This is a genomic window from Syntrophotalea acetylenivorans (assembly GCF_001887775.1).
Classification (GTDB): Bacteria; Desulfobacterota; Desulfuromonadia; order Desulfuromonadales; family Syntrophotaleaceae; genus Syntrophotalea_A; species Syntrophotalea_A acetylenivorans.
The window spans coordinates 1,474,926-1,500,204 of sequence record NZ_CP015519.1 but is presented as its reverse complement, the minus strand read 5'-3'; the positions used below and the strand labels follow the sequence as shown (position 1 = coordinate 1,500,204).

The window sequence follows — 25,279 nt, the reverse complement described above, 5'->3', positions numbered from 1 at the left end:
GATAAAAAGAAGTATTCGAGGGGAAACTAACAAATACAGACATTTATGTCTAATTGTAATTATTAATAGTTTGATTGGATGTTATTGAAATTTTCAATAGAACTGTCTCTTTGCCAGTTCTTTCCTTTCTTGACTATTAGTGGCCAGGTTATACAATAAGGCCGCCATTGTGGCCTGTAATCGGGACCGATAATATCGGCTGAGCATGGCCCCGGGTGTGATGTCTCTATGACGGGAAAGTCCCTTCGATTTAAAGCGGGAAAGGTAACGCTCTTGCTCAAAAATATTCCAAAAGTAGACAAGGTTCTGGAGTGGCCGGCCATTAAAGTGTTTGTTGAGGAGCATCCCCGCTGGATGATTGTCCAGGCGGTTCGGGAAGCTCTCAACCAGGTACGCGCCGAGATCCTTGCCGGAAAAGCAACGGAGGAAGTTCTCGCAGAAGAATCCATTGTTGAACGGGTGGGACTTGCCATAGAGAAATTAAATACTCTCGGCCTACGGCGGGTGGTTAATGGCACCGGGGTGGTTCTGCACACAAATTTGGGCCGGGCGGTATTGCCTCCGTCTCTTCGTGAGACGATGCTCGAAGCGGCTTTTGGCTACAGCACCCTTGAATTTAACCTGGAAACCGGGGAGCGGGGTAAGCGTGCGGTCCATGTGGAAGAGCTGCTCTGCAGCCTGACCGGAGCCGAGTGCGCCATCGTGGTCAACAACAATGCCGCCGCCGTGTTACTTGCCCTTTCGTCCCTCGCTCGCGGCAAGGAAGTCATTGTCTCCCGTGGTGAACTGGTGGAGATCGGTGGCTCCTTCCGTATCCCCGAGGTCATGGAACAGAGCGGTGCAATTTTGCGGGAAGTCGGCGCCACCAACCGGACCCATCCCCGGGACTACCGGACGGCTATTGCCGAGGAAACGGCCCTGCTGCTCAAGGTGCACACCAGCAATTTTGCAGTGGTTGGTTTTACCACCGAGGTTTCGACCGAAGAGCTTGTCAGCGTCGGTCGCGAAGCTTCTCTGCCGGTCATGGTCGATGCGGGAAGCGGTACCCTGATCGATCTTTCGGCCTATGGCCTGCAAGGCGAAGCGACGGTGGGCGAATACCTTGAGGCAGGAGCGGATCTGGTTACCTTCAGCGGTGACAAATTGCTGGGCGGTCCTCAGGCCGGCATCATTGTCGGCAAACGCAGCGTCTTGGAACCGATGAAAAAGCACCCCTTGTTGCGGGCGCTGCGCCTCGACAAGGTCACTCTGGCCACTCTGGAAGGTACCCTGCGGCTGTACAGGGACGAAAAGCAGGCTTTGCAGCAGATTCCCGCGTTGCGCATGATGACCCTGTCGGCTGAAGATCTTGCGTCCCGTGCCAAATCCATGGTGCGGCGCATGCGGCGGGGGCTGCCGAAAAGCGTGTCTCTGAAAACCTTGAAGGGTTTTTCCCAGGTAGGTGGCGGCACCTTTCCTCTGCTGCAACTTCCCGCAACTCTTATTTCCGTCTCTGTCGATGGCCTTTCTTCGCAGCAGTTGGAGCAGCGCCTGAGGACGAGGGTCCTGCCGATCATCGGCAGGATTTACCAGGGCGATTTTCTCCTTGATCCTCGTACCGTTGCTGATCAGGATGTGGCTGAGATAATTTCGGCACTGAAGTCTTTGGCGGATTTTTAGCAACCCAGCAGTTGGTGAACTTTTGCAACGCCATCATCATTTTGGAAGGAGCCTCGTATGATCAAACTAGAAGGGACAAGCGCCCCTCATTTCGCCCTGGAGGGAAGCGACAAGAAGGTCCATGATTTAACCGACTATGCGGGCAAGACCCTGGTTCTGTATTTCTACCCGCGGGACAACACCCCTGGTTGCAGCAAAGAGGCCTGTTCTTTTCGGGATCTCTATTCAGAATTGAACACTCTGGATGTGATGCTGCTGGGAGTGAGTAAGGACAGTCTGGCTGCGCACGACAAGTTCATCGCCAAGTTCGGTCTGCCCTTCGTTTTGTTGTCGGACCCGGAGACATCGGTTATGCAAGCCTATGGTGCTTTTGGCGAAAAGACCATGTACGGCAAAAAGGTCATGGGAACCATACGTTCGACGGTGGTGATCGGGCCGGACGGCAAGGTTGTCAAGCACTGGCCAAAGGTTCGAAAGGCTGAAAGTCATCCTCAGGAGGTGCTGGAATTTCTTCGTGAGCACCTTGGCTGATAAAAACGAAAAGCCCCGGCAAGATAACCTTTCTTGCCGGGGCTTTTTTTGATTTTTCAAACAATCTCTAAAACGCGTAGCTCAGGCTGATGGCCGCCAGGTGGAGATAGTTTTCGTACTCACCGTTGGCAACATCTCCGTATTCGTTGTCTTCCTTGTCGCGGTCTTCCTGAAGCTGAAAGCCGTAAGCCAGAGTCACCTTTAATTGGTCGAAGGTCAGTTCGCTGCCGACGGTGAACAGGTGGGTGTCCGAGTCGGGGATGGCCGGCTCAAAGGTGCTGTCGGGAACAGGATTGTCTCCGTAGAGATAACCGGCCATGAGGGCGACCCGGTCATTCAGGCGGTACTTGGTGCCGACGTTGAAGGCCCAGGTGTCGTCCCAGTTTCGGGGATAGCTGACGCTGTTTGATGGCAGAGCACTAACTTGTTCAAGTTCGACCTTGAGTTCGTCGAATGAGGACCAATCTTCCCACCGGACCCCTGCTTCGACGACCCAGTTCGGCGAAAAGCTGTAGGCCAATCCGGCGGTGAACTGCGCGGGCAAGGTAATGGATGTTTTAACATCTGTATTGGGGAAAAAGTCTTGCACAGACGGACTGAAGGTGACTTTTCCATCAATATCGATATCAACCTTACTGCGGTAGGCGGCCCCGAAAGAGAGTTCCTCGGTGATCTGTAGCTGTAGACCGACATTGAAACCGATACCTTCTCCATCTCCGGTCAGTTGCTGGTCTGTAATAGCTTCGTTTTTCAGCTTGGCATCGAGGATCAGAATGTCGAGGCCGGCGCCGATAGCCAGCCGGGGGGTTACTTGGTAGGCAATAGACGGGTTAATATTAAAGGTAGTAATTCTTGATTTGGTGGCAATAGAATTGCCTTCCCAGTCGCTGTCCCATACCGTGCCGAGGCCGAAAGGATTGAACACGGCCAGGCCGGCACTCCAGCGCTCGTTGAGCTGGTGGCTCAGATAAAAGGTGCTGGGGAAGTAAACCTTATCTTCCGTTTTTTCGCGGCTGCCATCTGAATCGCTTTTAAATTTGCGCGAAGGTATAACAGCGGTGGTGCCAACCTCGATCTGCGTGCCGGTCAATGAAGTCAGAAGGGCCGGATTGAAATAGACCGCGGACGGGCCATCGCTATGGGCTATGGTTGAATTGGCTTGTCCAAGCGCATCGGCGCCTTGGACGAAAATACCGTAGCCGGAAGCATGGCTTTGGGAGGCTCCCAGGCAAGTAATCAGCGCAAATGCAAGGCAGATAAACAATAATGAGTTATGTTGCTTGGTTGTTCTTTTCATGGTCCCTCCGGATAATGCCAAGTGTGCCTCTAATCATATAAAAAAACGCCCAAGATACAGTACTATATGCAAACACAGGTCACATTTTTATACATGAATGCAATGTCAAGTCAAACAATACTGTATTAAACTTGCCAAAGAAACAAAGATCAATAGAGGTTTGTCTTATTTTGTGGTTTGTTGAATTAAATTATTTTATGTGTTATAGGTCCAGCCTTGTTATGTATAAATATAAATGATTCTATCGACAGGACTGAAATGACAGTACAGGCTAACTATATAATGGAACACGCCGATGAGGCTTTGCGGCTCGATATGAAAACCGACCGTGAAGCTGTTGAAAGGCAGTCGCGTTGGGCCGGGTTAAAGCCTGGCATGCGTGTGGCGGATATAGGCTGCGGTAGTGGCAAGACGACCGCCATGCTCAATGAACTGTGCCAACCCTTTGGCCAGGCTGTTGGTGTCGATGGATCCTTAGAGCGTATTACCCACGCTCAAAATAATTATAAAGCACCCAGCCTTTCCTACTGCTGTCGAAATTTTTATGAGCCCCTTGATGACCTGGGGCTTTTCGACTTTGTCTGGGTTCGTTTTGTACTGGAATATCATCGAGAAAAGGCTTTTGAAATTGTTCAGAACCTTAGTCGGATTCTAAAACCCGGTGGGATTCTCTGTCTTATTGATCTCGATTATAATTGTTTGTCCCATGCTGGTATCCCGGTACGGCTTGAAAAAGCCATTGCCAATATTACTAAAAAGCTTGAACTTGAGGCTAATTTTGACCCCTATATGGGGAGAAAACTTTATTCCTTTTTATACGATCTTGACTATCAGGATATTGCGGTTGATTTGTCCGCTCACCATTTGATCAGCGGCCAACTCAATGAGGTCGATTCTTATAATTGGAACCAAAAAGTGCAGGTGGCAGCAAAGAACTCAAATTACTGTTTTTCCGAATATGAAGGCGGATTCAGCGAGTTTGTTGAAGAGTTCCAGAAGTTTTTTGCGGACCCCAGGCGTTTTACTTATACCCCATTGCTTTGTGCACGAGGCGTAAAACCTCTAAAATAGTGCCCACAGTTCGCAGCGTTAAAAGGCGTACAAACATCGGTTTGTACGCCTTTTTTAATGGTTTGGAAAGAGCGGGATTAGCAGGGCTGGTTTGTTAAGGCCGGAAGGTGGTTGGCGATAACATAGCTAAGTACGGCATCGAAGGTTCTTTTGTTGAGGTCGAGAAACTCTACACCGAAGCCCATAGGAAGACCCCGTTTGCGCGGCATGCCTTTATGGTTAATCCAGGCTACGCGACCACTGGTCTCATACATTTCAGATTCAAAGTTGGGAAGTGTAAACGAAAGTTGAATTTTTTCGCCTTCATTCATATTTCGTTCGCTCTCTACAAAAATACCCTTAGCGCTGATGTCGGCGCTGGTACCTGCTACGCGGGTGCCGTCCATGATGTAGGAGACTGGAGTTTTGCAAGGAACTCGCAAACTTTTACGCTCGGGTATTTCAAGGTTTTTCCATCGATCCTTAAAGTCCTGGATATGATTCTTTTCAAAGTGGCGAATCAGGGCTTCAATGATTTCTTCCTCAAAGTGTTTACCGCTCTCTTCTCGTAGTACCTGAAAGGCGACTTTAAGAGGCATCGGGTCACGGTAATGACGTTTGGCGGTAATGGCTTCGAAGAAGTCAGCAACGGCAATTATTTTGGATCCAAGGGGAATCTGGTCACCTTTTAGGCCGTTCGGGTAGCCCGTTCCATTGAGCTTCTCGTGGTGGGCGGCAGCGACTTCCGGAACGCAACGGTAGATTCCTTCAAAATTGATCTGATCCAGAATCTCGCGGGTTTTCTGCGAGTGAGTCTTGACAATCTGATACTCATCACTGGAAAGGCGTCCAGGTTTTTTAAGGATGGCATCGGGTACCGCGATCTTGCCATAGTCGTGAAGCAAAGAAGCCACACGGATCATCTCGCAAAAATCTTTGGGCTGTTCAAGTTCCTGGCAGATACCCAGGGCATAGTCGGTGACCTTTTCCGAATGACCGGCAGTCATGGGATCGCGGGCATCAATAGATTTGGCGAGTGCTTGTAAAATAGAGTGAAACTGTTTGCGGCGGGCATTCAACAAGTCGGCGTTACGGATGCTGATACCGATAACTGGAGCGATGCCCATCAGCAGAGTAAGATCGCTGTGGACCAGGGGACGCTTGCTGCGGATGTTGTCAACAGCCAGGATACCTATAGCTTCCCCGTCACAAATGATGGGGCAGCAGATAAACGACTGTACACCCAGGGCCTTTGCCAGGTTTAGGCTGCGTGGGGAAAGGCTGCCCTTCAGTTCGCTAAGGTCATTGATCAGAAAGGGTTCTTGGTTGTGAAATGAAACGACAAACATTCCTTTGGATTGGGGATTGTCGAGGTTAAATGCGGTGCCTCTTAGCAGGTCCTGGTGTTTTTCAGAATAACCGTATCCGGCACGGAATGCTAATTTGCAACGGTCGGGGGTGGCCAGCAGGATAAATCCTCTATCATAGTCTAGACGTTTTTGCAGGATTTGGATAACGTCTTTTAATATGCCATCGATATTACTTTCGGAATCTATGGATTGTTCCAAGTGCTTAAAGTTAGCCTTGTTGCTGATTGCTTGACCGATCTCATTTGCCATTAAAGCATTGTTGTAGTTTCTGTTTACTTGGTCCATGAGTTGATCAGTTGAATCTTTTATGTCACCTACATTTCTTAGGATTTCCTTTTTTTCCGTTTTCTCTATGAAAATAGAAAGGAGACAAAACGCAAAGATTATTATGGGCACAAAAAGGCTTAACGACAACTCAGGGTTGAAAAAAGAAACTAAGGAAATCGTTGGTATCGAGGCGATTGCTAAGTAGGTTCGGGTATTTTTTAGTGTGACGCTGAATGTTTTTTCCCAAGATACAATATAGGTGCAGCATTGGTCCCCTTTGAAAAGGCATTCCGGGTGTTCAATCTGGGGTGTTTTATAGCCCATCATAGTGACGACGGCTTCCCAGAACCCTAATCGGTTTTCACATTGAAAGACCTTTTCTTCCACATTCTTATGTGGTGTTACCGTGATTTTAACTTTGTTTGGAGCAAGTGACTCAGAGGTGTAAATTGAAGATCTGGTTAATTTTGGTGTTGCCTGGCCAATGAGCTTGAAAGTATTAGCAGGGCCTACTAATCCGAGAACGTATTGACGCATGAATCCAAGTGCGTCAGGGGAGGCGGTATAGCGACCGGCCTCTCTTCCTATGTTGTTGTTGCCTGTAAGTTGAACAAGTCTTTCATAAAATCGGTTGATTTGTTCCTGTGTGAACCAATGTGCTTGGTCTGCAATTTGATAGTGTCTCATGTCGGCATAATTTAATATGTCGCTGAGGTTTACCTCAGGGTAGTCCTTTTTAAGGAGCCTTATGAAGTTGTCTATGAGACGACTATTATATAATTCTTTATTACTCACTTCTTTTGCCTTAATAGCTGTTGTATCTATATTTAAGATGGTGTAATGCCGAAGCCTGGAATAACCTTTTCACAAAAGTCAAAATATCTGTCCATGTGTTGCATATTTAGAATCCATAGATTGTATATTTTCTCTATTGGAATCGCCATTTCTTCTGCAATGTTACTTGGATAGAGTAGGGCCGGGATTTTGTCTAGTCCAAATTTTACACATAATATAGAAAGCATTAAAAATAGAATTTCACGTGTTAGTCCCACTGAATCAATAACTATTATCTTAAAGCAGTTGGTTAGGTCAGACATGTTTAAGAATGATTCTGAAAGATTTAAAACTATTACTGCCTTGAGGGTGCCTTTGACTTTTATGGAAAAAAGATGTTGCTCTCTTACCATGCCGAGTTCACGATACTCTCTGAATAACTGCGATTCGTTTTGGCAGATTGAATCAAGGTCTAAGGCTGGTATCATCAGGCCGCCAGAAGAATAATCAATAAAACGTTTTAGCTCCTGTAGGTCTTCAGTGTTGGTGCTGTTGAAACTCCAATGATTGGCACTTTGCCAACTTTCGTTGAAAGATTTATTGAAGTGAAAGTAGGCAAAACTGTCAATCGAGCAACCTTTTGGGTCGTCGATGTACTTTGTTGCGCCACCGAATATTCGGCGGGGAAAGCGATTGTTACTTCGGAAGTAACAGAAGAGGAAATCAAGGTGAGCTGAGTAAAGGTGATAAGTATCGTTAGCATAACGACTAGCATTGCTTAAGACAGTTAGGCCGCCCCTTCTGGTTTCAGTTTTTCTGGAGGCGTGGTGCTGAACTAGCCATGCATTGTTATAGAACCGGACCATCGACATATGAGCCAGGATGTTACCGTTGCTTTGGTAAACGAAGTGCCGTGCAATATTTGGCTTTTTTTCGTAAAGGGTTCTATATGTATTTTTGAAAGTATTTTTGTTGGATTTAAGGTGGAGATATTTTTCGGGGTAGATAAAGCCTGAGTCAAAGAAAAATTTCCACAGAGAATCAAGATCAACTCGATTGCTAAGGTATGAGTGTTTGTTTTCTGCTTGATAGAGCATACCCAGTAATCGGGTCTGTTCTTCGATTTTCATGTCGAGGAAGGCGATTCCACATTTGACAGTGTCCTGTAGGCTCGAATCTTCAGGAGGGATGCGGTAAACAACCTGAGCCTTGCATCTTAGGCTGTCACTGTTGGCGAAGACCAGCGCAAGGTCCTGTATGATCATGCCTGGCAGTAACGTAGAGTCTTTTACGTTTTCCGTAACAGAGAGGCCTGACCCCGAGATATCGTCAACGTCTAGATCAATCCAGCCCTTTGTCAACGGGTGCCGGAAGTTGATGCTGGGTGAGGGTTTCAGTCGGTTGCGGGTGCTACGATGTTTTTTTGGCTTAAATTTAAATATTCGATCACTAGTTGGGGCCAGTACGATGGATCGCATGTGTTGCCCACAGGACTGCTTTAGTATATTGCATTCGGTCGAATAGATTGCTTCGGCCTGGTTGGAAAGAACCAGGGTGGCAGGCGATTCATTGTTTAGCCATTGAAAGGTCTGCGGTGGAGAGGATTGCACTTTGATGTGTAAGGAAGTGGCGCTGAATTCAACTAGGGTGCCCTGAAAACTACTTCCATTTTGAATCAGGTTGGCGCTGATGTTAGAGCAAGAATAACGTCGTATTTTCCGGGAATTAAGTTCCGTAAATTCACCCGGTAATAAAAAAATTAATTTTTCAATGTTGATTTCGGCCACCTTGGGTTTGATTAGCAAGGTCTTTTGGCCATCGTTGATCAACAGGTGCTGAAATTCGTGAGATTGTAGTTTTCTTTCAAGGTCTTTGTTGCCTTCCCAAGTGCAAATCAACTTCTCGTTTATACAGGGCTGTGGTTTTATTAGTAATGAAAGGGTTGTGTTATAGCGTTTGTGACGGAAACATGCGGTGATGGTGCCATCAAGGAAGTGGTTGTAGTTGATTTTGTTGATCAGGGTTTTTATACAATTGTTCTTTGAAATTTTGGAAGGGGGGGAGCACTGGAGACAGGAGGGCCTTCTGTTGGCAACTGCGGAAGTTCGGTAACAGTCCCTTTGCAGGATTCCATGGGGAAGCGACCCATCTTTTTTATGGCAGTTTCCGCAAAATAGATGAGGCGGTTTTTGGGCGAACCTCATCTTGGAAAATGCATCGAAATTAAATAGCAGCGGTGACGGATATGAAATGTCGTGCGATTCGCTTAATGATTTATCATAGTAGGGCGATTTATTCAAGCATGGAATCCATCAAATGTCGTGAAAAATGACGGAGTTTACGTGGTTTTTGGTAATTTTAATCCCGTAGAAGGTCTTTCTCTCTGTGGGGGGTTGGTCGGGGTGGGTTTCGGGGACTCTCAATTGTCCCGGTTCTTGGCTTCCTGGGAGCAGTCTGGTTCGCTGGGCGTAGCGTCGTTGGTCTTGCGGTTTGCAGATGGAATGGCTGCCTTTTGCAGGGTGCGCAGGCGCTCCCCCATGGTTTTTTCGTAACCACGATCGGATGGCTGGTAGTATTTGTTTCCTTGCAGTTTTTCCGGCAGATAGTCCTGGGCCGTATGTCCGCCGTTATAATCGTGGGGATAGCGATAGTCTTTGCCGTAGTCGAGTTCTTTCATCAGCTTGGTGGGGGCATTGCGCAGGTGCAGGGGGACGGGAAGGGCGCCGCTTCGGCGAACTTCCGCCAAAGCCTGGTCTATGCCTTTGTAAGAGGCGTTGCTTTTGGGCGCACAGGCCAGGTAGGTGGCGGCTTGAGCAAGGGGGATGCGGCCCTCCGGCATGCCCACAAAGTGGACGGCTTGCTGGGTTGTCAACGCTATCTGCAGACCTCGAGGGTCGGCATTGCCAATATCCTCGGCGGCGAAGATGACCATTCTGCGGGCGATGAATAAGGGGGACTCTCCTGCTTCGATCATGCGAGCCAGCCAGTAGAGTGCTGCGTCGGGGTCGGAACCGCGCAGGCTTTTGATGAAGGCGGAGATAACGTTATAGTGCTCCTCGGCTCCCTTGTCGTAGCGCAGCCCTTGTTTTTGCAGGGCTTCTTTGACGGATTTCAGGGTGATGGCCCCCTTGCCGGTGAGGGCGGCAGCCAGTTCCAGGGCGTTGAGACCGGCCCTGGCATCGCCGTCTGCCTGTTCGGCAAGAAAAGACAGGGCTTCCTCGGTGGTCCCTTGGTGTCGGTCATTGAGTCCCCTTGGGTCTGTCAGGGCACGTTTCAGTAAAGTTATGATTTGTGTTGCTTCGAGAGCGTGCAGGACCAGGACCCTGGAGCGGGAGAGCAGCGCCGAATTCACTTCGAAGGAAGGGTTTTCCGTGGTAGCGCCGACCAGGATAATATCGCCCCGTTCCACGTAGGGCAAAAAGGCATCCTGCTGAGCTTTGTTGAAACGGTGAATCTCGTCGACGAACAGCAGGGTCTTGCGACTGTGGTAAGCTCGCTCCTCCCGGGCCTGTTTAACCAGTTCCCGAACTTCTTTGACTCCCTGCAGGACCGCGGAAAAGAATACAAATCGGCTGCTGGTGCTGTTGGCGATAACTTGAGCCAGGGTGGTTTTGCCGGTTCCGGGCGGTCCCCAGAAGATTGCCGAGGAGAGTTGGTCGGTTTCGATCAGCCGGCGCAGTATTTTGTTGGGGCCAAGGAGGTGTTCTTGTCCCACCATCTCCTCCAGAGTTCTGGGGCGCATGCGCTCAGCCAGAGGGGTGGCGGAATTGGGTTCCTGGTTTGCTTCAAAGAGATCCATGGTAGTTCCGAATAATGGTTTTGAGGATGGTTTCGACTCTAGCACAAAAGGCAAGTTCACAACAAGCTGGACTTGCTATAAGTTGTTGAAAGTGATGGACTTTGTTTGAAGGCTGTGCTAGCTTCGGCGGCATGCCGAGAGTGGCGGAAAGGGAAGGTATGAAAGGGGTCGGAATCTATGCTAAATGCAGTCATCCCGATGCGGTTCGTGTCGCTGGCGATGTAGTCGACTGGCTCGCTAAAAGGGGGCAAGAGGTCTTTCTGGAAGAAGCGTTGGCCCGTCAGTTGCCCGGGCAGGGACCAGGGTATGAACGGCGGCAGATTCCATCCATGGTTGATCTGATCGTTGTTCTCGGTGGCGACGGTACTTTGATTTCTGTGGCCCGGCAAGTAGCGCGGCATAATGGCGATAGGGATATACCCATTTTGGGCGTCAATTTAGGTAGCCTCGGGTTTTTGACCGAAATTACCCGCGATGAGATGTTTCCCTGTTTGGAAAGAGTCCTTCAGGGCGATTTCAAGTTGTCCCGGCGAATGATGTTGGAGGCGGTGATTTTTCGTGAAGGCCAGGAGCTCAAACGCTTTCGGGTCCTTAACGACGTTGTACTCAATAAGGGTGCAATCGCTCGTATCGTCGATATGGAAGTCTCCGTCGATGATGCTTATCTGACAACTTTTAAAGCCGATGGCCTGGTTATTGCTACACCTACAGGTTCTACGGCCTATAATCTTTCTGCCGGTGGTCCGATTATCTCACCGGGGTTACACTGTTTTGTTATTTCGCCGATCTGTCCGCATATGTTGGCCAACAGGCCACTGATCGTTTCGGATGATGCCACGATTCGAATCGAAGTCAAAAGTAAGGCCGAACATGTGGTTTTTACCGCCGATGGTCAAGTCGCAGTGGATTTGCAGGCCGGTGATATCATCCAGGTTTGTAAGGCTCGGCGGGGTACGCTGCTGGTCGATAGTCCCTCCCGAAATTATTTTGAAGTACTGCGCACCAAGTTGGGCTGGGGAGAACGATAAACCGCCGTGTTGCAACTGAGAGAAACGCCATGTTGACGGATCTTCACATTAGGGACTTTGCGATTATCGACGTTCTAGAGGTCGGTTTTTCCAGCGGTTTTAATGTTCTGACCGGCGAAACCGGTGCCGGTAAATCGATCATCATCGATGCGGTTGCCTTGTTGCTTGGGGATCGGGCCCGTGTCGATCTTATTCGTACCGGCAGCGAAGAAGCGGTGGTGGAAGCTGTCTTCGATTTACAGGGAAAACCGGCGGTGCGTCAGGCGCTCGCTGCTGGCGGGTTCGATGATGAAGAAGAATTACTGATCAAGCGAGTCGTTAATCGCAACGGCCGCAATAAGATTTATATCAATGGCAGTTTGGCAAAGCTGGCCCAATTGCAGCCTTTGACCAGCCAGTTGATGAATATTTATGGCCAGCATGAACACCAGGGGTTGCAGCGGGCGGACAGTCATCTGGCATTCCTCGATAGTTACGCTGGTTTGCAGCCGGAATTGGACACTTATCGTCACTCTTATGACGATATTCAGCAGTTGGAGCAAGAGCTGCAAAAGCTACAGGATGCTGAGGCTGGCCGTCTGCAGCGTCTGGACCTGTTGAGTTTTCAGTTGCGCGAGCTCGATGAGGCGGAACTGGTAGCAGGGGAAGATGAGGAGTTGCTCGCCGAGCGTTCCTTGCTTCAGCATGGCGAGCGTTTGTCGCGTTCGGCCTTGACCGGCTATGAGACTCTGTATGGGGCCGAGCAAGCAGTTTGTACTCATCTCGATGCCGTGGCCGCCGAACTGGAAAACAGCGCGGGGGTCGATGCCCAGTTGTCGCCTTTGGCTGAAACGGTGCGTTCCTCTCTGTATATGTTGGAGGATGTCGCCGAACAGTTGCGCAGTTATGCCGGCAAGGTTTCTTTTGATGCTGCCCGCCTTAATCAGGTTGAGAAGCGTCTTGCTCTGCTGGCCGACTTGCAGCGTAAGTATGCCGGTTCCATTGACGGGCTGTTAGCCTACCGGAATGATATTGCTCAAGAGAGTGAAGCTTTGGCGCATGCCGACGCCACCAGGGAGGAGTTGGCGAAGCGTCTTGAATGGGCGCGCTTGCAGTTGCAGCAACAGGGCGATGTCATTTCAACCAAACGGCGTGCTGCTGCCGAGGCTTTACGGGAAGCAGTCGAGAAGGAACTAACCGAGCTGGCCATGCCCAAGGCCCAGTTTGAGATGCGTCTTTTTGCCTTGCCGCAACCGGGTCCTGGTGGCTTGGAGCGGGGTGAATTTTATCTGGCCGCCAATCTCGGCGAAGATTCCAAACCTCTGGCCTGGATTGCTTCGGGGGGGAATTGTCGCGGATTATGCTGGCTTTGCGCCGAGCGGCACCGGGGGCTGAGCATATCCCTACGCTCATATTTGACGAGGTCGATGCCGGCATCGGCGGGGTAGCAGCCAGCGCCGTCGGACAGAAGTTGCAGGCTATTGCTCAAGAAGCCCAAGTGCTCTGTATCACGCACTTGCCCCAGGTGGCTGCCTTTGCCGATCAGCACTACCGGGTGGAAAAGCAAGAAAGGGATGGGCGCACCTGCACGGGCCTGGTGCTTCTAGAAGGTGAAGAGCGGATTGAGGAAATGGCTCGCATGCTGGGTGGAGCTCAAGTAACCGAACGCACGCTGGAGCATGCACGCGAGATCATTGCTCAATCGGCGCCTCAGTTATAGTTTCCTGCGGTGCCACCTGTTATATAAACACCAAGCGAGAGTTGGATAATGGCCATTCGTAAAGCACGCATACCCGACGCTAAAGCCATTCATAAGTTGCTGCTAACCTATGCCCAGCAGGAATTGATGTTGTCCCGTTCCTTGCCGGATATCTATGAAGTGATTCGTTCCTTCTATGTTTATGAGGTCGCCGGCGAGATCTTGGGGGCGGTTAGTTTGCAGATCTGTTGGGAAGATCTGGCGGAAGTGCGTTCTCTGGCCGTTGCCGAAGGCCAGATGAAAAAGGGAATCGGTCGGAAGCTGGTGCAGGCTTGTCTTGATGAAGCGCGGGAATTGGGACTGAAAAAGGTTTTTGCCCTGACTTATCAGCCGCTATTCTTTGAGAAGATGGGTTTTCATTATATCGAGAAGGCAGAACTGCCGCAGAAGATCTGGAGCGATTGCGTCAAGTGTCCCAAGTTTCCGGATTGTGACGAAATTGCCATGCGAATTGTCCTGTAGTCAGTCTTCTTTGGCGGCTTGCGGATTAACGCCTTGACAGAGAACTGAATTTTTCCTATTAATTAGAGCCGTTACCTCAATTCTGGGCTAATGGGATAGGCTGTCTATCTCTTGAATAGCGGTCTGGGTTTTGATGGTTCCGTTGAGGTTTAAATCAAGCAGATTTCCCGCTGCTTGTTGAAGGAGTACACTCTTGGCTGAACAGAAGATGTCCATTATCGTCATTCCTGACGGTTCCCATCGAGTGCGGCGCTTCCGTCTTGGAATCCGTAGTCTGCAGCTGGTTGCAGGGGTTATGGCTGCTGCTTTGCTGGGTATTGCCTGGTTGGGCTTTGATTATTGCCGGACGAGCCTGGACCGGAGCGAGTTGCAGCATCTGCGAGCCGAAAACGGTAGTCAGCAGGAACTCATTCGATCTCTGTCCGTCGATCTTGAGAATCTGCGTCGCGAGATGGTTGTCCTTGCGCAAAATGACGCCAAGGTTCGTTTAATGGCGGAATTGTCCAGGCCAGCTCCCGATACTCCGGCCGGTCTGGGGGGGCCGATCGAAGTCGATGCGGCTGGCGAACTCTCTGAGCTTCAGCAGCATATCGATCAGATACGGCGCGACATCGATTTGCGTCGACAAAGCCTGGAAGAGATCCAGAGCTTTTTCAATGACCAGAATTCAATGCTGGCGGCTAAGCCGAAAGGGTGGCCCACCAAGGGCTGGGTAACCTCTGGGTTCGGTCGACGTTTGTCTCCTTTTACCGGTCGGCGCAAGTTGCATCATGGCTATGATATCGCCGCGCGAACCGGAACGCCGGTACTGGCTACGGCGCATGGTGTCGTCAGTAAGGTGGCGTCTTTGTCCGATTACGGCAAGATTGTGGTCCTCGACCACGGCTATGGTTACCAGACTTATTATGCGCACAATTCCAAGATATTGGTTAAGGTCGGGCAGCGTGTCCAGCGGGGTGAGAAGATTGCTGCAGTAGGCAATACCGGGCGCTCGACCGGTTCCCATCTCCACTACGAGGTGCGCCTCAACGGTGTTCCTGTCAATCCAAAACGATATCTTTGATGGCGTCGCAAAAACTCACCAATTGCTGCGTTGCTGCAATTGGTCTTCTCACTGCGACGTACCTGCGTACGTCTCATTCCCAGACAATTGCGCGCCTTGCACTTGGCGATTTTTGCTTAGCCAGCTACCTAAAAGCCCCGGTTTACCGGGGCTTTTTCCTTGAGGCTGTCTGACAGGTTTCCGGAGAAAGTCTTTCGGTTGGTAATGCCTTTGGTTCTATTGCCCTTTTAGGATGGCGCTGCTTTCACCTTGTCGGTCGTGAATCGCTATGATAAAATTTGTTGTTTTTTAAATTTTTATCATAGGTCCGTTCGGGTTTCTCGATGGTCGAAAATTTCATACGAAATTAAATACTTATGGAGAATATATAGATGATTAACAGTTTGTTGAAGAAGCTTTTCGGAAGTAAAAATGAACGCGAATTGAAGCGTTTGCGGGTGTTGGTCGAAAAGATCAATGCCATCGAAGAGAATTATACCGGTCTGGACGATTCACAATTGGCCGCCAAAACCGATGAGTTTCGTCAGCGCTTGGCGCAGGGAGAGACCCTGGATGATCTGTTGGTCGAGGCTTTCGCCGTGGTGCGCGAAGCGGCCAAACGGGTCCTGGGTATGCGTCATTTCGATGTGCAGTTGATTGGCGGCATGGTTTTGCATCAGGGCAAGATTGCTGAAATGAAGACCGGTGAAGGTAAGACTTTGATGGCGACTTTGGCCTCTTATCTCAATGCCCTGCCGGGCAAGGGAGTCCATGTGGTCACGGTCAACGATTATCTGGCCAGCCGCGATGCCGAATGGATGGGCCAGGTCCATCGTTTTCTGGGCTTGACGGTCGATTGTATCGTCCATGGGCTGACCGACGAGCAGCGCAAAAAAGCCTATAGCTGCGACATCACTTACGGGACCAACAATGAATTCGGCTTCGATTATCTGCGCGATAATATGAAGTTTTCTCTGGACGATTACGTGCAGCGTCCCCTCTATTATTCGATCGTCGATGAGGTTGACTCGATCCTTATCGACGAGGCGCGGACTCCGCTGATTATCTCCGGGCCGAGTGAGGACTCGAGCGAGCTTTACTATACCGCCAATCGTATTATCCCGATGCTGAAAATGGGCGAGCTCATTGAACATCGTGACGGAAAGATCGGTCAGACGGTTAAGGAATATACTGGCGACTACACCGTTGATGAAAAGGCCAAGAGTGCCATGCTTACCGAACAGGGTGTGGCCAAGGTTGAGAAGTTGCTCAACATCGATAACCTTTATGAGCCGGGCAATATCGAAATTCTGCACCATGTGAATCAGTCCCTCAAGGCTCATGTATTATTCAAGCGCGATGTCGATTACGTTGTCAAAGACGGCGAGGTGATGATCGTTGATGAATTCACCGGCCGCTTGATGCCCGGAAGGCGCTGGAGCGACGGTTTGCATCAGTCGGTGGAGGCTAAGGAAGGGGTAAAGATCGAAAGCGAGAATCAGACCCTGGCTACCATCACCTTCCAGAATTATTTCCGTATGTACGACAAGTTGGCCGGTATGACCGGTACCGCCGATACCGAAGCGGCTGAATTTCACGAGATCTACAAGCTCGATGTGGTGGTGATCCCCACCAATCGGCCGATGGTCCGTAAAGATCAGTCCGATGTTATCTACAAGACTGAGAAGGAAAAATTCAACGCCCTGGTCGAGGATATCGCCGGGCGTTATGAAAAGGGCCAGCCGGTGCTGGTCGGTACCATTTCCATTGAAAATTCCGAGATTTTGGCCAGCCTGTTAAAAAAGCGCGGTGTTCCCCACCATGTGCTGAACGCCAAGCATCATGAAAAAGAAGCTGAAATTGTCGCTCAGGCGGGTCGCAAGGGCGCGGTGACTATCGCTACCAACATGGCCGGCCGCGGTACCGACATCGTCCTCGGCGGCAACCCGGAGTTGTTGGCTCAGCGGGAAGCGGCGACGGCCGAGGATCCGGAAGCTGCCTTGGCGGAGTTGCTGGCCAAGTACCAGACCCAGTGCGCCAAGGAAAAGGCCGAAGTATTGGAGGCCGGCGGTCTCTATATCCTCGGCACTGAGCGTCATGAATCGCGGCGTATCGATAATCAGTTGCGTGGCCGTGCCGGACGTCAGGGCGATCCGGGTGAGAGTCATTTTTACCTGAGCCTCGAAGATGACCTGCTGCGGATCTTCGGTTCCCATCGTGTGGCCTATGTCATGGATCGTTTAAAGATTCCTGAAGGGGAGCCCATTGAGCACGGGATGATTTCCAAGGCTATCGAGAATGCCCAGAAAAAGGTTGAAGGACATAACTTTGAAATCCGTAAACACCTGATCGAGTATGACGATGTCATGAACACCCAGCGAAAGGTAATCTACACCCAGCGCAAGGAGGTTCTGGCCGGAGAAAACCTGCGGGATATCGTTATTGGTATTGTTGATGAGTTGATCGAGGATACGGTGGCGACTTTCTGTCCGGAAAAGACGTCCCCCAGGGATTGGAACTGGAACAGCTTGAGTGAAGATATTTACAGCCTGTTCAACATGCTCTTCACTGTTCCGGAAGAGGTCGATGCACAGCTCACTCAGGTGCAGTTGATTCAGAACCTGAAAGATCAGGTACATCAACGTCTGGAAGAACGGGAGCAAGAGTTTTCTACCCCGGTATTCGAGCATTTGATGAAGGTATTGCTGCTGCAAACCATCGATGCGCAGTGGAAGGACCATCTGCTGTCCATCGACCATCTTAAAGAGGGTATCGGCCTGCGGGGCTATGCCCAGAAGAATCCCAAGGAAGAGTACAAACGGGAGGCCTACGGGCTGTTCATGGAGATGATGGGGCGCATTCGCCAGGAAGTCATCGAAAAGCTGTTCCGTATTCAGCTCGCCCGGGAGGAAGATGTCGAGCGGATGGAGGAGCAGCAGCGCCAGCGGCGAATAGAGTTAAATCGTGCCGGGGGCGAGGATCAGGTGCGCAAGCCGATGACGCGTCAGGATGCCAAGGTCGGCCGCAATGATCCGTGTCCTTGCGGCAGTGGACGAAAATACAAAAAGTGTTGCGGGGCGTAAGGGCGCCGCAATGATTCATTCAAGTTCATGCCGAGGAGTATGGCAATGAAGATAACGACCAACCAGGCTGAAAAAATAGCGGGATTTAAATTCGCGGCGGGGGCATCGGGCATTCGCAAGTCCGGGCGCCTCGACCTGGCCCTGATCTATTCCGAAGTTCCGGCTCGTTGTGCCGGGGTTTTTACCACCAATAAAATCAAAGCTGCGCCACTGCAGCTAACCGAGCCCAGGGTCGCCGAAGGCCTGTGTCAGGCAGTGCTGGTCAACAGTGGCAATGCCAATGCCTGTACCGGGGCTCCCGGCTTGCGCGATGCGAAGCGTTGCTCTGAGCTGGCTGCGGCCGCTTTGCAAATCCCTGAGAATTACCTGGCGGTCTCGTCGACCGGCGTCATCGGAGCGCCACTGCCGATGGATTCGTTTGAGAAGCATATCCCGTTGTTGGCCCAGAATCTGACTTCCGATGCTGCCGATGCGGTTTCCCAGGCGATTATGACCACCGATTCTTTTGCCAAGCTGGCTTCTTGCCGCGGAGAAGTGGCCAAGGCCCCTTATCGTTTGCTTGGTGTGGCCAAGGGCGCGGGGATGATTCATCCCAACATGGCGACTATGCTCGGCTTTGTATTGACCGACGCCCAGGTGGAGCCGGCTTTGCTGCAGGAAGCATTGCGGCGGGCCGTGGATAACTCCTTCAATATTATTACTGTTGATGGCGATACCTCCACCAACGATATGGTGCTGCTGCTGGCCAATGGCGCCGCCGGTAACCGGGAAATATGCAGCGGTACCGCAGAAGGGGAGCGTTTCGTTGAAGAGTTGACCGGGGTGTTGCTTGAACTGGCCAAGATGATCGTCAGGGACGGGGAAGGGGCAACGAAGCTGGCGCGAATCCGTATTCTTGGCGCGGCCAGCGACGAGGACGCGAAGAAGGCCGCTGTCAGCGTGGCGACTTCTTCCCTGGTGAAAACAGCCTTTTTTGGAGAGGATGCCAACTGGGGAAGAATTATCGCGGCCGTCGGCTATTCGGGAGCCGAGGTCGACTCCGAGAAGGTCGAGATCCGCTTTGACGATGTGCCCGTGGTCTGCCAGGGAATCAGCACCGGTCAGGAGCTGGAAGAAAAGGCCACAGAAGTTTTGAAACAGGCAGAATTTACCGTGACTGTCGATCTGGCGCTGGGCGATGCCAGTGCTGATTATTATACCTCCGACCTGACCTATGAATACGTTAAAATCAATGCCGACTACCGGACTTGAAACCGATGCGGGCAAAACTTTAGATTTAGCTCGATATCTGGATCATACTCTCCTTAAGGCGAATACAACGACTGCGCAAGTTCGCACTCTCTGTGAAGAGGCTCGACGCTGGGAATTTGCTTCGGTCTGTCTGCCGCCCCGGTTTGTGCCCCTGGCTGTTGGGCAATTGAGCGGTTCGACTGTAGCCGTCGGCACGGTTATTGGTTTTCCCCTTGGCTACCAGACGACGGCCAGCAAGGTTTTTGAAGCAAAGCAGGCGGTTTCTGACGGTGCATCCGAGCTTGATATGGTGATCAGTCTTGGCCACGCCCTGGACGAATCGATCGAGCAGGTCGAGGAGGAGATTGTTGCGATAGTGTCAGCTGCCGGGCCTGCCGTGGTAAAGGTGATAATCGAGTGTTGCTATCTAAACGACGACCTCAAGGGAGACTTAGCCGAGGCCGTGGTGCGTGCCGGGGCCGGTTATGTCAAGACCTCCACAGGATTTGGCAGTGGCGGAGCGACCCTGGAGGATGTGCGTTTGCTGACTGAGCGGGTACAGGGGAAAATTGGTGTTAAAGCCGCCGGGGGGATTCGGGATCTGGCAGCTTGTCGCGCGTTTTTGGCCGCCGGAGCGACTCGTATCGGCACCAGTAACGCCGTCGCTATCATGCATGAAATTTTACGGGGAGCGCCGTCGTGAAAGGGCAGCCAGTGCAACGAACGGTGCTTATCACCCTGGACGGTGTCGGTGTCGGCGCTTTGGCCGATGCCGCAGCCTATGGTGATGCTGCTGCCGATACTTTAGGTCATGTCGCCGAGTATTGTGGTGGTCTCGATCTGCCCAATCTGGCCCGCCTCGGGCTAGGCAATATCGTACCTGTGGCTGGTGTGGCGCCGGAAGCCCATCCGGTTGGGGCCTATGGCCGCATGCTGGAGGCATCGGCGGGTAAAGATTCTACCACCGGCCATTGGGAGATCGCCGGTTTGGTTCAACAGCAACCTTTTCCTGCTTATCCCCAGGGGTTTCCCGCTGAAATCATCGAAGCCGTCAGCCGAGCCATTGGGGTTGAGGTTATAGGCAATGTTGCAGCCAGCGGCACCGAGATTATCCGTGAGCTTGGCGAAGAGCATCTCCGTAGCGGCCGCCCGATCGTCTACACCAGCGTCGATTCGGTGTTTCAGATCGCTGCCCATGAGGAGATCATCAGCATCGAGCGTCTTTACGAGATCTGTCGCATTGTGCGTCGCCTGCTCGATCCTTATCGCATATCCCGTGTCATTGCCCGCCCCTTTGTCGGGGATGCTGCCGACACCTTTAAGCGCACCACTCGCCGCCGGGACTTCTCCCTTCCGCCCAATGGCCTCACCTTGCTCGATAAATTTTTAGAGGCTGGATTGGAGGTCTATGGAGTCGGCAAAACCAGTGATCTGTTTGCCGGTCGAGGCATAAGCAGTTCATTCAAGAGCCACAGTAACGCCGAAGGCATGGAGCAGACTCTTTCTGCCCTGTCGTCCCTGAAACAAGGTCTGGTATTCACTAACCTGGTCGATTTTGACATGCTCTATGGGCATCGCCTCGATGCGACCGGTTTCGGTCAAGCCCTGGAAGAGTTTGACCGTTGGTTGCCTCGCTTGCTGGAGGCGTTGCTGCCCACTGACCTGCTGATCATGACGGCCGACCATGGTTGCGATCCGACCATCCCGGGGACGGATCACAGCCGTGAGAGCGTGCCGCTGCTTTGCTGGCATCCTTGCCTGGCGGCAGGTACGTCTTTGGGGGTGCGTCAAAGTTTTACCGATGTCGCCGCAACAATTGCGGAACTGTATGGTTTGACCATGGAACACGGTCAGAGCTTTGCCTCAAGTTTGTATTCGTAAGATTGTTCTTGCTAGGTGGTGGGGCTGGCTGTCTGGCTGTGTCTTCGATAGTAGGCAGGATGAGATTTGTTTGCCGGGGATGGCTGAGAAGGCATTTTTTATGCGGCGGGATTGATCAGATGCAGGGTCGGTTTTTCCGCGCTGTCTTTTGAGGTATTTTCTGCAACAAGTTTTTCGCCGGTTTGTCCAGGCAAGCCGTCAAGCAGGCACCCTTCAAGAAAGCCCTGTAGCGCTTCGAGGGTCTCCTGGCTGATATCGGTAAACTCCACCCCCACTCCCTGCAGGAAGTTGTTGTCCGGATCGGGCCGGACACTATAAAGAACCCGTCCACCCACCTCCAGTTCCTTTTTCATCCCGATCAGCGGAAAGACTATACGAAAGTTGTCTCCCTTTTGCAGCCGAAAGCCGGTTTTGACGAATAATCCCCGTGTGCTGAGGCTCAAAACTTCGGCAAGATGACAGCTTTTGCCTAGGCAGAGCATACCGGGCAGTTGCAATGCCAGACGAATGTTTTTGCGGGGGTATTCTTCCAGATATTTCTGTACTTTTTCAAAAAGATGAAAAATATCTACGGGAACAGGTAGTGTTTCGTACGGGATTTCCAGAGTTGGGGATTTTAAATTGTCGGTCATTACCAGCAGCGGCGTTCCGGCGGCCACTTTCTCAATAACCGTTTGTCTAATCGCTGAGGAGGTGTCCTGGAGGATCTGCTCGCCGAAAATTAACAAATCCGGGGTTGTTTCTTTGACCAGAGACGTGAGTCTTTGCTGGTTAGAAGATACCAGGGTGCGATACCCCCAATGCCGAAGAATGGTTTCAAGGGTAGCCAGAAGTTTTTCGCGACTATCGCCGACCAGAAGACGTTTCATGAAGAATAGCCCTTATCAAGCCTGTTGATTTTCCTATGCTTTTTATTATGGTGAAAGACAGCCAAGGGTCAAGTGAAAATGTAGACGGCAGGTCTTGGTCTTCCTGTCGGGCTGTTGAAAATGACTAACTTCAAAAACATTGACGAGGTCGCAATATGTTGCTGGAGTACGAAAACATAACATAAAAAAAGCGCCCGGTTTGGGCGCTTTTTTTATGCAGGACCATGTCTTGCTATTTCTTTTTAGCTTTAAGGCGGGCTGCACGTGCTTTCGCCAGGTTCTCGCCGAGTCCGCGATCAACAGCCATTTGTCTCCGGCTTTCAGAATAGGCGCGAGCCGCAAGGGGTTGGGTGCGAGGAATATCGAACTGCTTTCGATATTCGGAAGCGGTTAAGCCGTGAGCTGATTTGAGATGTCGAGCGAGGGTTTTCATGGCCTTGCCGCAGATCATGCATACAATTTTATCTTTGCCAAATGCTTTTTTGCGGGTAACGACCGGGCCGGTAGAGGCCTCTTCGGCAACTGCTTCGCTGCCGACTTCCTCACCTTTTTCAAGACAGCTCAAAGCTTTATGGAGGTCTGATATCTCTTGAATAAGTTCTTCTTTGGACATGGGAGTAGTCGATGCGTGCGCAGCTACAATTTCAGCAGCCATTTCGAGCAAGGTAGCCATGAAGGGTCCTCCTGTTGATCCGAATTAGTAAATGATTATTGTTGTTAGATTACTAATACTATAAAAAATATTAAAATCAAGAGAAAAATTATGTAGGTTGTATATTAAATTCAAATTTAACTGTTTTTCGTATAAGCAGGGTTTTGTTGCATAGCTTGGTCAACACCTTTTATTATTTAATGACGATATTTTCGTTCTTTTATATTGTTTCGGTTTTAGTAATTGTCGAAATGGTTGAGGTGGTTTTTAGAGTGCTTGATTGATGGGAAGAAAATCTGACTTACTCCAGACTTGAAAATCACTCTACATAAATAAGTTTGCGGTGGAATTCGTTAATAATAATGTTGATTACAGGTGTAGAGAAACCTTGCTGCATGTTCATAACTTTTGGCGGTGTAAAGATAGTTTTTCTGGAACGTTTGTATGTAATGCGATGTGGTCACTCTGTCCTCCCTTCGCGATGGGGTGAAAATGGTTCCTCGGGGAAGTTTAGCGATTGTTTAAGTGGCGCTTTTCAGGGGTGTTTCAATGGCTCGCAAAGCTCCATAACTCCCTGAATTCTCCGGTTGAAATACTTGACAGGGTCGAGGGGCTATGCTAGCTTTGAGGCGTTTTTCAGCCCCTTTGTGAGCCTCTCTTGCCTGGTAAATTTTTCTGACTGTTTTAGAATGTCGAAGGCATTTAACGGTTTGCATTGACCAACGATAAATGTTTCAAAAGTGTATGCCAATATCTGGCATGTTTGGTGTGCCGCACCAAACTATTGCCGACCCGGTCCGAATGTGCTGAATCCCGTTGGCTCATTTGCCGGTAAATAAGGAGGCATGAATGAGTAAAAAAGTGCTGCTCGCTGACGACAGCGTTACGATACAGAAGGTTGTAAAGATCATTCTGGCCGATGACGATTATGCTCTCCATGTTGCAGATAATGGCGATACGGCTTTTGCTATGGCTCAAACCGATAGACCCGATATCGTTTTGGCCGATGTTTATATGCCGGGGAAAAATGGTTATGAGCTGTGTGCCGCTGTCAAACAGGATCCTGCCCTTGCCGGGGTGCCCGTATTATTGCTGAGTGGTACTTTTGAGGCCTTTGACGAAAGCAAGGCCTTGGCTGCCGGTGCCGATGGTTGGATTGCCAAACCATTTGAATCGATGGCGCTGATCGAGCAGATCGACGGCGCTCTTGCCCGCTCTGCATCACAAGTTTCTCTGCCTGAAGCTGCAGGTGAGAGTAGCGCTGTGCAAGAACCTTCCGCTGTTGAGCCGGATATGTGGGCTGACCTCGAAGCGGATACCCTGGCCCCTGAAAGCACCGAAGAGTTTTTGGCCGAAGCAACGGTTGGTGAGAGCGAAGCTATTGACGAAGTCGAGTTGGAAGCGGATGGTCTCTGGGATGATGAACCCTTGCTTGAGCAAGAGGAAGAATCGCTTGCCCTGGTTGAAGAACAAGGACTTGAACCAGACGTCGAGATCGATGCTCCGGACTTTGGCGAAATAAACGAGGTGGATTTCGCTGACGCTGATTTAGCCGTTTCCGATGTTGCGGGTGAAGTGGCCGAAGAAGAAGTGCTGTTTTTGGATGAAAGCGACTTGCTGATCGAGGACGCTTCGGAAGACCTTCCCCAGGAAGAGGAAGATACCTTCGAATTCATTACACTCCAAGAATCGGCAACGGAAGCCGAGTTGACGGCAGCCGAATCTACCACCGATAGTCTTGCCATGGGCGCGGAGGATGAAGCAGAGTCCACGCAGGTCGAAGAGCCGTTCGGATTCGAAATTACCGAGGAAACCTTCGAGGAGCCTGCCGACGCTGAGGAGCAGGCCGCAGAGGCTAGCGGACTTCAATTTGCCGAGGAAGTCTCTGCGCAGAGTGACGAAGAGGCCGTCGATATTTTTCCCGAGCCGGAAGTCGCCCCAGAACCGGAAGTCGCAGCAGAGCCGGAGATCGAAGTGGAACCGGAAGCAGCGCCGGAACCCGCAGCGATTGCCGAACCGTCTGCTCCCGAGGCCGATGGCCTGAACTTTTTCCGCAGCGACGGTCTGATCTCCAAACTGGTCGAGCCCCAGAAGGAGAAACCAGCGCCTGTTGTTGAGTCGGCTGCCTCCGAGGTCAGTGGTTTGAGATATTTCCGTAGCGAGGGCCTGATCTCCAAGCTGGCTGGCAACGAGGAAGCTGAAACTGTACCTGTTGTTGAGGCCGAGCTGGCAGTTGCCGGTGCCGAACCGGTCAGCAAAGAGACCGTAGTCGAGCATGTGCAATCGCTTTCCGAGGAAGAACTCACAGCCATCGTTGAGCAGGTGGCGGGTAAGGTCATCGAACGTTTGGCCAACACGATGCTGGAAAGAATCGCCTGGGAAGTGGTTCCCGATCTGGCGGAAAGTCTGATCAAACAAGAAATTCATCGCATTACCGCCGCCCAGGATTGATTTTTAAATCTTCTCGGCAAATGACGACTATTGACGGTAGAAATGGGGATTGCTAAAATCCCCATTTCTTTTTGTCCGATATCAAGTGGACGCTGC

At 50.9% G+C, this 25,279-nt stretch carries 19 protein-coding genes; 13 read left to right on the top strand and 6 right to left on the bottom strand.

What is annotated here, in order from left to right; genetic code table 11:
* Positions 1-228: 228 nt before the first annotated feature.
* Both selA and A7E78_RS06795 read left to right on the top strand, forming a co-directional pair.
* Positions 229-1,659: an L-seryl-tRNA(Sec) selenium transferase gene (selA, locus tag A7E78_RS06800; RefSeq protein ID WP_072283523.1), complete on the top strand. Its 1,431-nt coding sequence runs from the start codon at positions 229-231 to the stop codon at positions 1,657-1,659.
* 60 nt (positions 1,660-1,719) lie between these two features.
* Positions 1,720-2,190: a peroxiredoxin gene (locus A7E78_RS06795; protein WP_072285074.1), complete on the top strand. Its 471-nt coding sequence runs from the start codon at positions 1,720-1,722 to the stop codon at positions 2,188-2,190.
* A gap of 67 nt (positions 2,191-2,257) precedes the next feature.
* Here the strand turns inward: A7E78_RS06795 and A7E78_RS06790 are convergent, their stop codons facing one another.
* Positions 2,258-3,487, bottom strand: coding sequence for an OmpP1/FadL family transporter (locus A7E78_RS06790; RefSeq protein WP_072283522.1), 1,230 nt, complete (start codon positions 3,485-3,487; stop codon positions 2,258-2,260).
* Between the two features lie 315 nt (positions 3,488-3,802).
* On the opposite strand from A7E78_RS06790, the gene A7E78_RS06785 reads away from it, so the two are divergent.
* Positions 3,803-4,558 carry a class I SAM-dependent methyltransferase gene (locus A7E78_RS06785; protein ID WP_235606816.1) on the top strand — a complete coding sequence of 252 codons (756 nt, stop codon included), beginning with the start codon at positions 3,803-3,805 and terminating at the stop codon, positions 4,556-4,558.
* Between the two features lie 77 nt (positions 4,559-4,635).
* On the opposite strand, the gene A7E78_RS06780 is transcribed toward A7E78_RS06785, so the two are convergent.
* The 3 genes from A7E78_RS06780 to A7E78_RS06770 form a co-directional block, all read right to left on the bottom strand.
* The gene (locus tag A7E78_RS06780) at positions 4,636-6,969 is read right to left on the bottom strand and encodes an HD domain-containing phosphohydrolase (protein ID WP_083552843.1); all 2,334 of its coding nucleotides are present in this window, start codon (positions 6,967-6,969) and stop codon (positions 4,636-4,638) included.
* A 32-nt stretch (positions 6,970-7,001) separates the two neighbouring features.
* Positions 7,002-9,248 (bottom strand): hypothetical protein, encoded by a 2,247-nt coding sequence (locus tag A7E78_RS06775; protein WP_145924857.1) that lies wholly within the window; start codon positions 9,246-9,248, stop codon positions 7,002-7,004.
* A gap of 119 nt (positions 9,249-9,367) precedes the next feature.
* Positions 9,368-10,747 carry a replication-associated recombination protein A gene (locus A7E78_RS06770; RefSeq protein WP_083552839.1) on the bottom strand — a complete coding sequence of 460 codons (1,380 nt, stop codon included), beginning with the start codon at positions 10,745-10,747 and terminating at the stop codon, positions 9,368-9,370.
* A 158-nt stretch (positions 10,748-10,905) separates the two neighbouring features.
* On the opposite strand from A7E78_RS06770, the gene A7E78_RS06765 reads away from it, so the two are divergent.
* The 9 genes from A7E78_RS06765 (at position 10,906) to A7E78_RS06730 (ending at position 21,211) form a co-directional block, all read left to right on the top strand.
* Positions 10,906-11,775 (top strand): NAD(+)/NADH kinase, encoded by an 870-nt coding sequence (locus A7E78_RS06765; RefSeq protein WP_072283518.1) that lies wholly within the window; start codon positions 10,906-10,908, stop codon positions 11,773-11,775.
* A gap of 29 nt (positions 11,776-11,804) precedes the next feature.
* Positions 11,805-13,202, top strand: coding sequence for a DNA repair protein RecN (locus A7E78_RS06760; RefSeq protein WP_235606815.1), 1,398 nt, complete (start codon positions 11,805-11,807; stop codon positions 13,200-13,202).
* Entirely contained in the window at positions 13,115-13,474 is a 360-nt protein-coding gene (locus A7E78_RS15350) for a DNA repair protein RecN (RefSeq protein ID WP_235606814.1), read from the top strand. Before A7E78_RS06760 ends, A7E78_RS15350 begins: the two co-directional genes overlap by 88 nt.
* A 48-nt stretch (positions 13,475-13,522) precedes the next feature.
* Entirely contained in the window at positions 13,523-13,975 is a 453-nt protein-coding gene (locus A7E78_RS06755) for an N-acetyltransferase (protein ID WP_072283517.1), read from the top strand.
* Between the two features lie 193 nt (positions 13,976-14,168).
* Complete coding sequence (locus A7E78_RS06750; RefSeq protein WP_083552836.1) at positions 14,169-15,038, top strand: M23 family metallopeptidase; 870 nt, start codon at positions 14,169-14,171, stop codon at positions 15,036-15,038.
* Between the two features lie 371 nt (positions 15,039-15,409).
* Positions 15,410-18,100, top strand: coding sequence for a preprotein translocase subunit SecA (secA, locus tag A7E78_RS06745; RefSeq protein WP_072283516.1), 2,691 nt, complete (start codon positions 15,410-15,412; stop codon positions 18,098-18,100).
* Positions 18,101-18,145: 45 nt separating this feature from the next.
* Positions 18,146-19,351: a bifunctional glutamate N-acetyltransferase/amino-acid acetyltransferase ArgJ gene (gene argJ, locus A7E78_RS06740; protein WP_072283515.1), complete on the top strand. Its 1,206-nt coding sequence runs from the start codon at positions 18,146-18,148 to the stop codon at positions 19,349-19,351.
* Positions 19,332-20,033, top strand: a complete 702-nt coding sequence (deoC, locus tag A7E78_RS06735; RefSeq protein ID WP_072283514.1) for a deoxyribose-phosphate aldolase — start codon at positions 19,332-19,334, stop codon at positions 20,031-20,033. The genes argJ and deoC overlap by 20 nt, the downstream gene beginning before the upstream one ends.
* A complete protein-coding gene (locus tag A7E78_RS06730) occupies positions 20,030-21,211 on the top strand; it encodes a phosphopentomutase (protein WP_201258047.1) in 1,182 nt (393 codons plus the stop codon). The genes deoC and A7E78_RS06730 overlap by 4 nt, the downstream gene beginning before the upstream one ends.
* A 98-nt stretch (positions 21,212-21,309) precedes the next feature.
* On the opposite strand, the gene A7E78_RS06725 is transcribed toward A7E78_RS06730, so the two are convergent.
* Both A7E78_RS06725 and A7E78_RS06720 read right to left on the bottom strand, forming a co-directional pair.
* Positions 21,310-22,080 carry a PilZ domain-containing protein gene (locus tag A7E78_RS06725; RefSeq protein WP_072283513.1) on the bottom strand — a complete coding sequence of 257 codons (771 nt, stop codon included), beginning with the start codon at positions 22,078-22,080 and terminating at the stop codon, positions 21,310-21,312.
* 232 nt (positions 22,081-22,312) lie between these two features.
* The gene (locus tag A7E78_RS06720; RefSeq protein ID WP_072283512.1) at positions 22,313-22,753 is read right to left on the bottom strand and encodes a Ros/MucR family transcriptional regulator; all 441 of its coding nucleotides are present in this window, start codon (positions 22,751-22,753) and stop codon (positions 22,313-22,315) included.
* A gap of 828 nt (positions 22,754-23,581) precedes the next feature.
* On the opposite strand from A7E78_RS06720, the gene A7E78_RS06715 reads away from it, so the two are divergent.
* On the top strand, positions 23,582-25,183 hold the full coding sequence (locus tag A7E78_RS06715; RefSeq protein WP_072283511.1) for a response regulator: 1,602 nt from the start codon (positions 23,582-23,584) through the stop codon (positions 25,181-25,183).
* Positions 25,184-25,279: the final 96 nt, after the last annotated feature.

Coding starts and splice junctions, on each gene's coding strand:
- A7E78_RS06790 (WP_072283522.1), bottom strand. CDS start 3,487: ATGAAAAGAACAACCAAGCAACATAACTCATTATTGTTTATCTGCCTT.
- selA (WP_072283523.1), top strand. CDS start 229: ATGACGGGAAAGTCCCTTCGATTTAAAGCGGGAAAGGTAACGCTCTTG.
- A7E78_RS06720 (WP_072283512.1), bottom strand. CDS start 22,753: ATGGCTACCTTGCTCGAAATGGCTGCTGAAATTGTAGCTGCGCACGCA.
- A7E78_RS06765 (WP_072283518.1), top strand. CDS start 10,906: ATGAAAGGGGTCGGAATCTATGCTAAATGCAGTCATCCCGATGCGGTT.
- A7E78_RS06785 (WP_235606816.1), top strand. CDS start 3,803: ATGAAAACCGACCGTGAAGCTGTTGAAAGGCAGTCGCGTTGGGCCGGG.
- argJ (WP_072283515.1), top strand. CDS start 18,146: ATGAAGATAACGACCAACCAGGCTGAAAAAATAGCGGGATTTAAATTC.
- A7E78_RS06770 (WP_083552839.1), bottom strand. CDS start 10,747: ATGGATCTCTTTGAAGCAAACCAGGAACCCAATTCCGCCACCCCTCTG.
- A7E78_RS06725 (WP_072283513.1), bottom strand. CDS start 22,080: ATGAAACGTCTTCTGGTCGGCGATAGTCGCGAAAAACTTCTGGCTACC.
- A7E78_RS06755 (WP_072283517.1), top strand. CDS start 13,523: ATGGCCATTCGTAAAGCACGCATACCCGACGCTAAAGCCATTCATAAG.
- A7E78_RS15350 (WP_235606814.1), top strand. CDS start 13,115: ATGCTGGCTTTGCGCCGAGCGGCACCGGGGGCTGAGCATATCCCTACG.
- secA (WP_072283516.1), top strand. CDS start 15,410: ATGATTAACAGTTTGTTGAAGAAGCTTTTCGGAAGTAAAAATGAACGC.
- A7E78_RS06715 (WP_072283511.1), top strand. CDS start 23,582: ATGAGTAAAAAAGTGCTGCTCGCTGACGACAGCGTTACGATACAGAAG.
- deoC (WP_072283514.1), top strand. CDS start 19,332: ATGCCGACTACCGGACTTGAAACCGATGCGGGCAAAACTTTAGATTTA.
- A7E78_RS06760 (WP_235606815.1), top strand. CDS start 11,805: ATGTTGACGGATCTTCACATTAGGGACTTTGCGATTATCGACGTTCTA.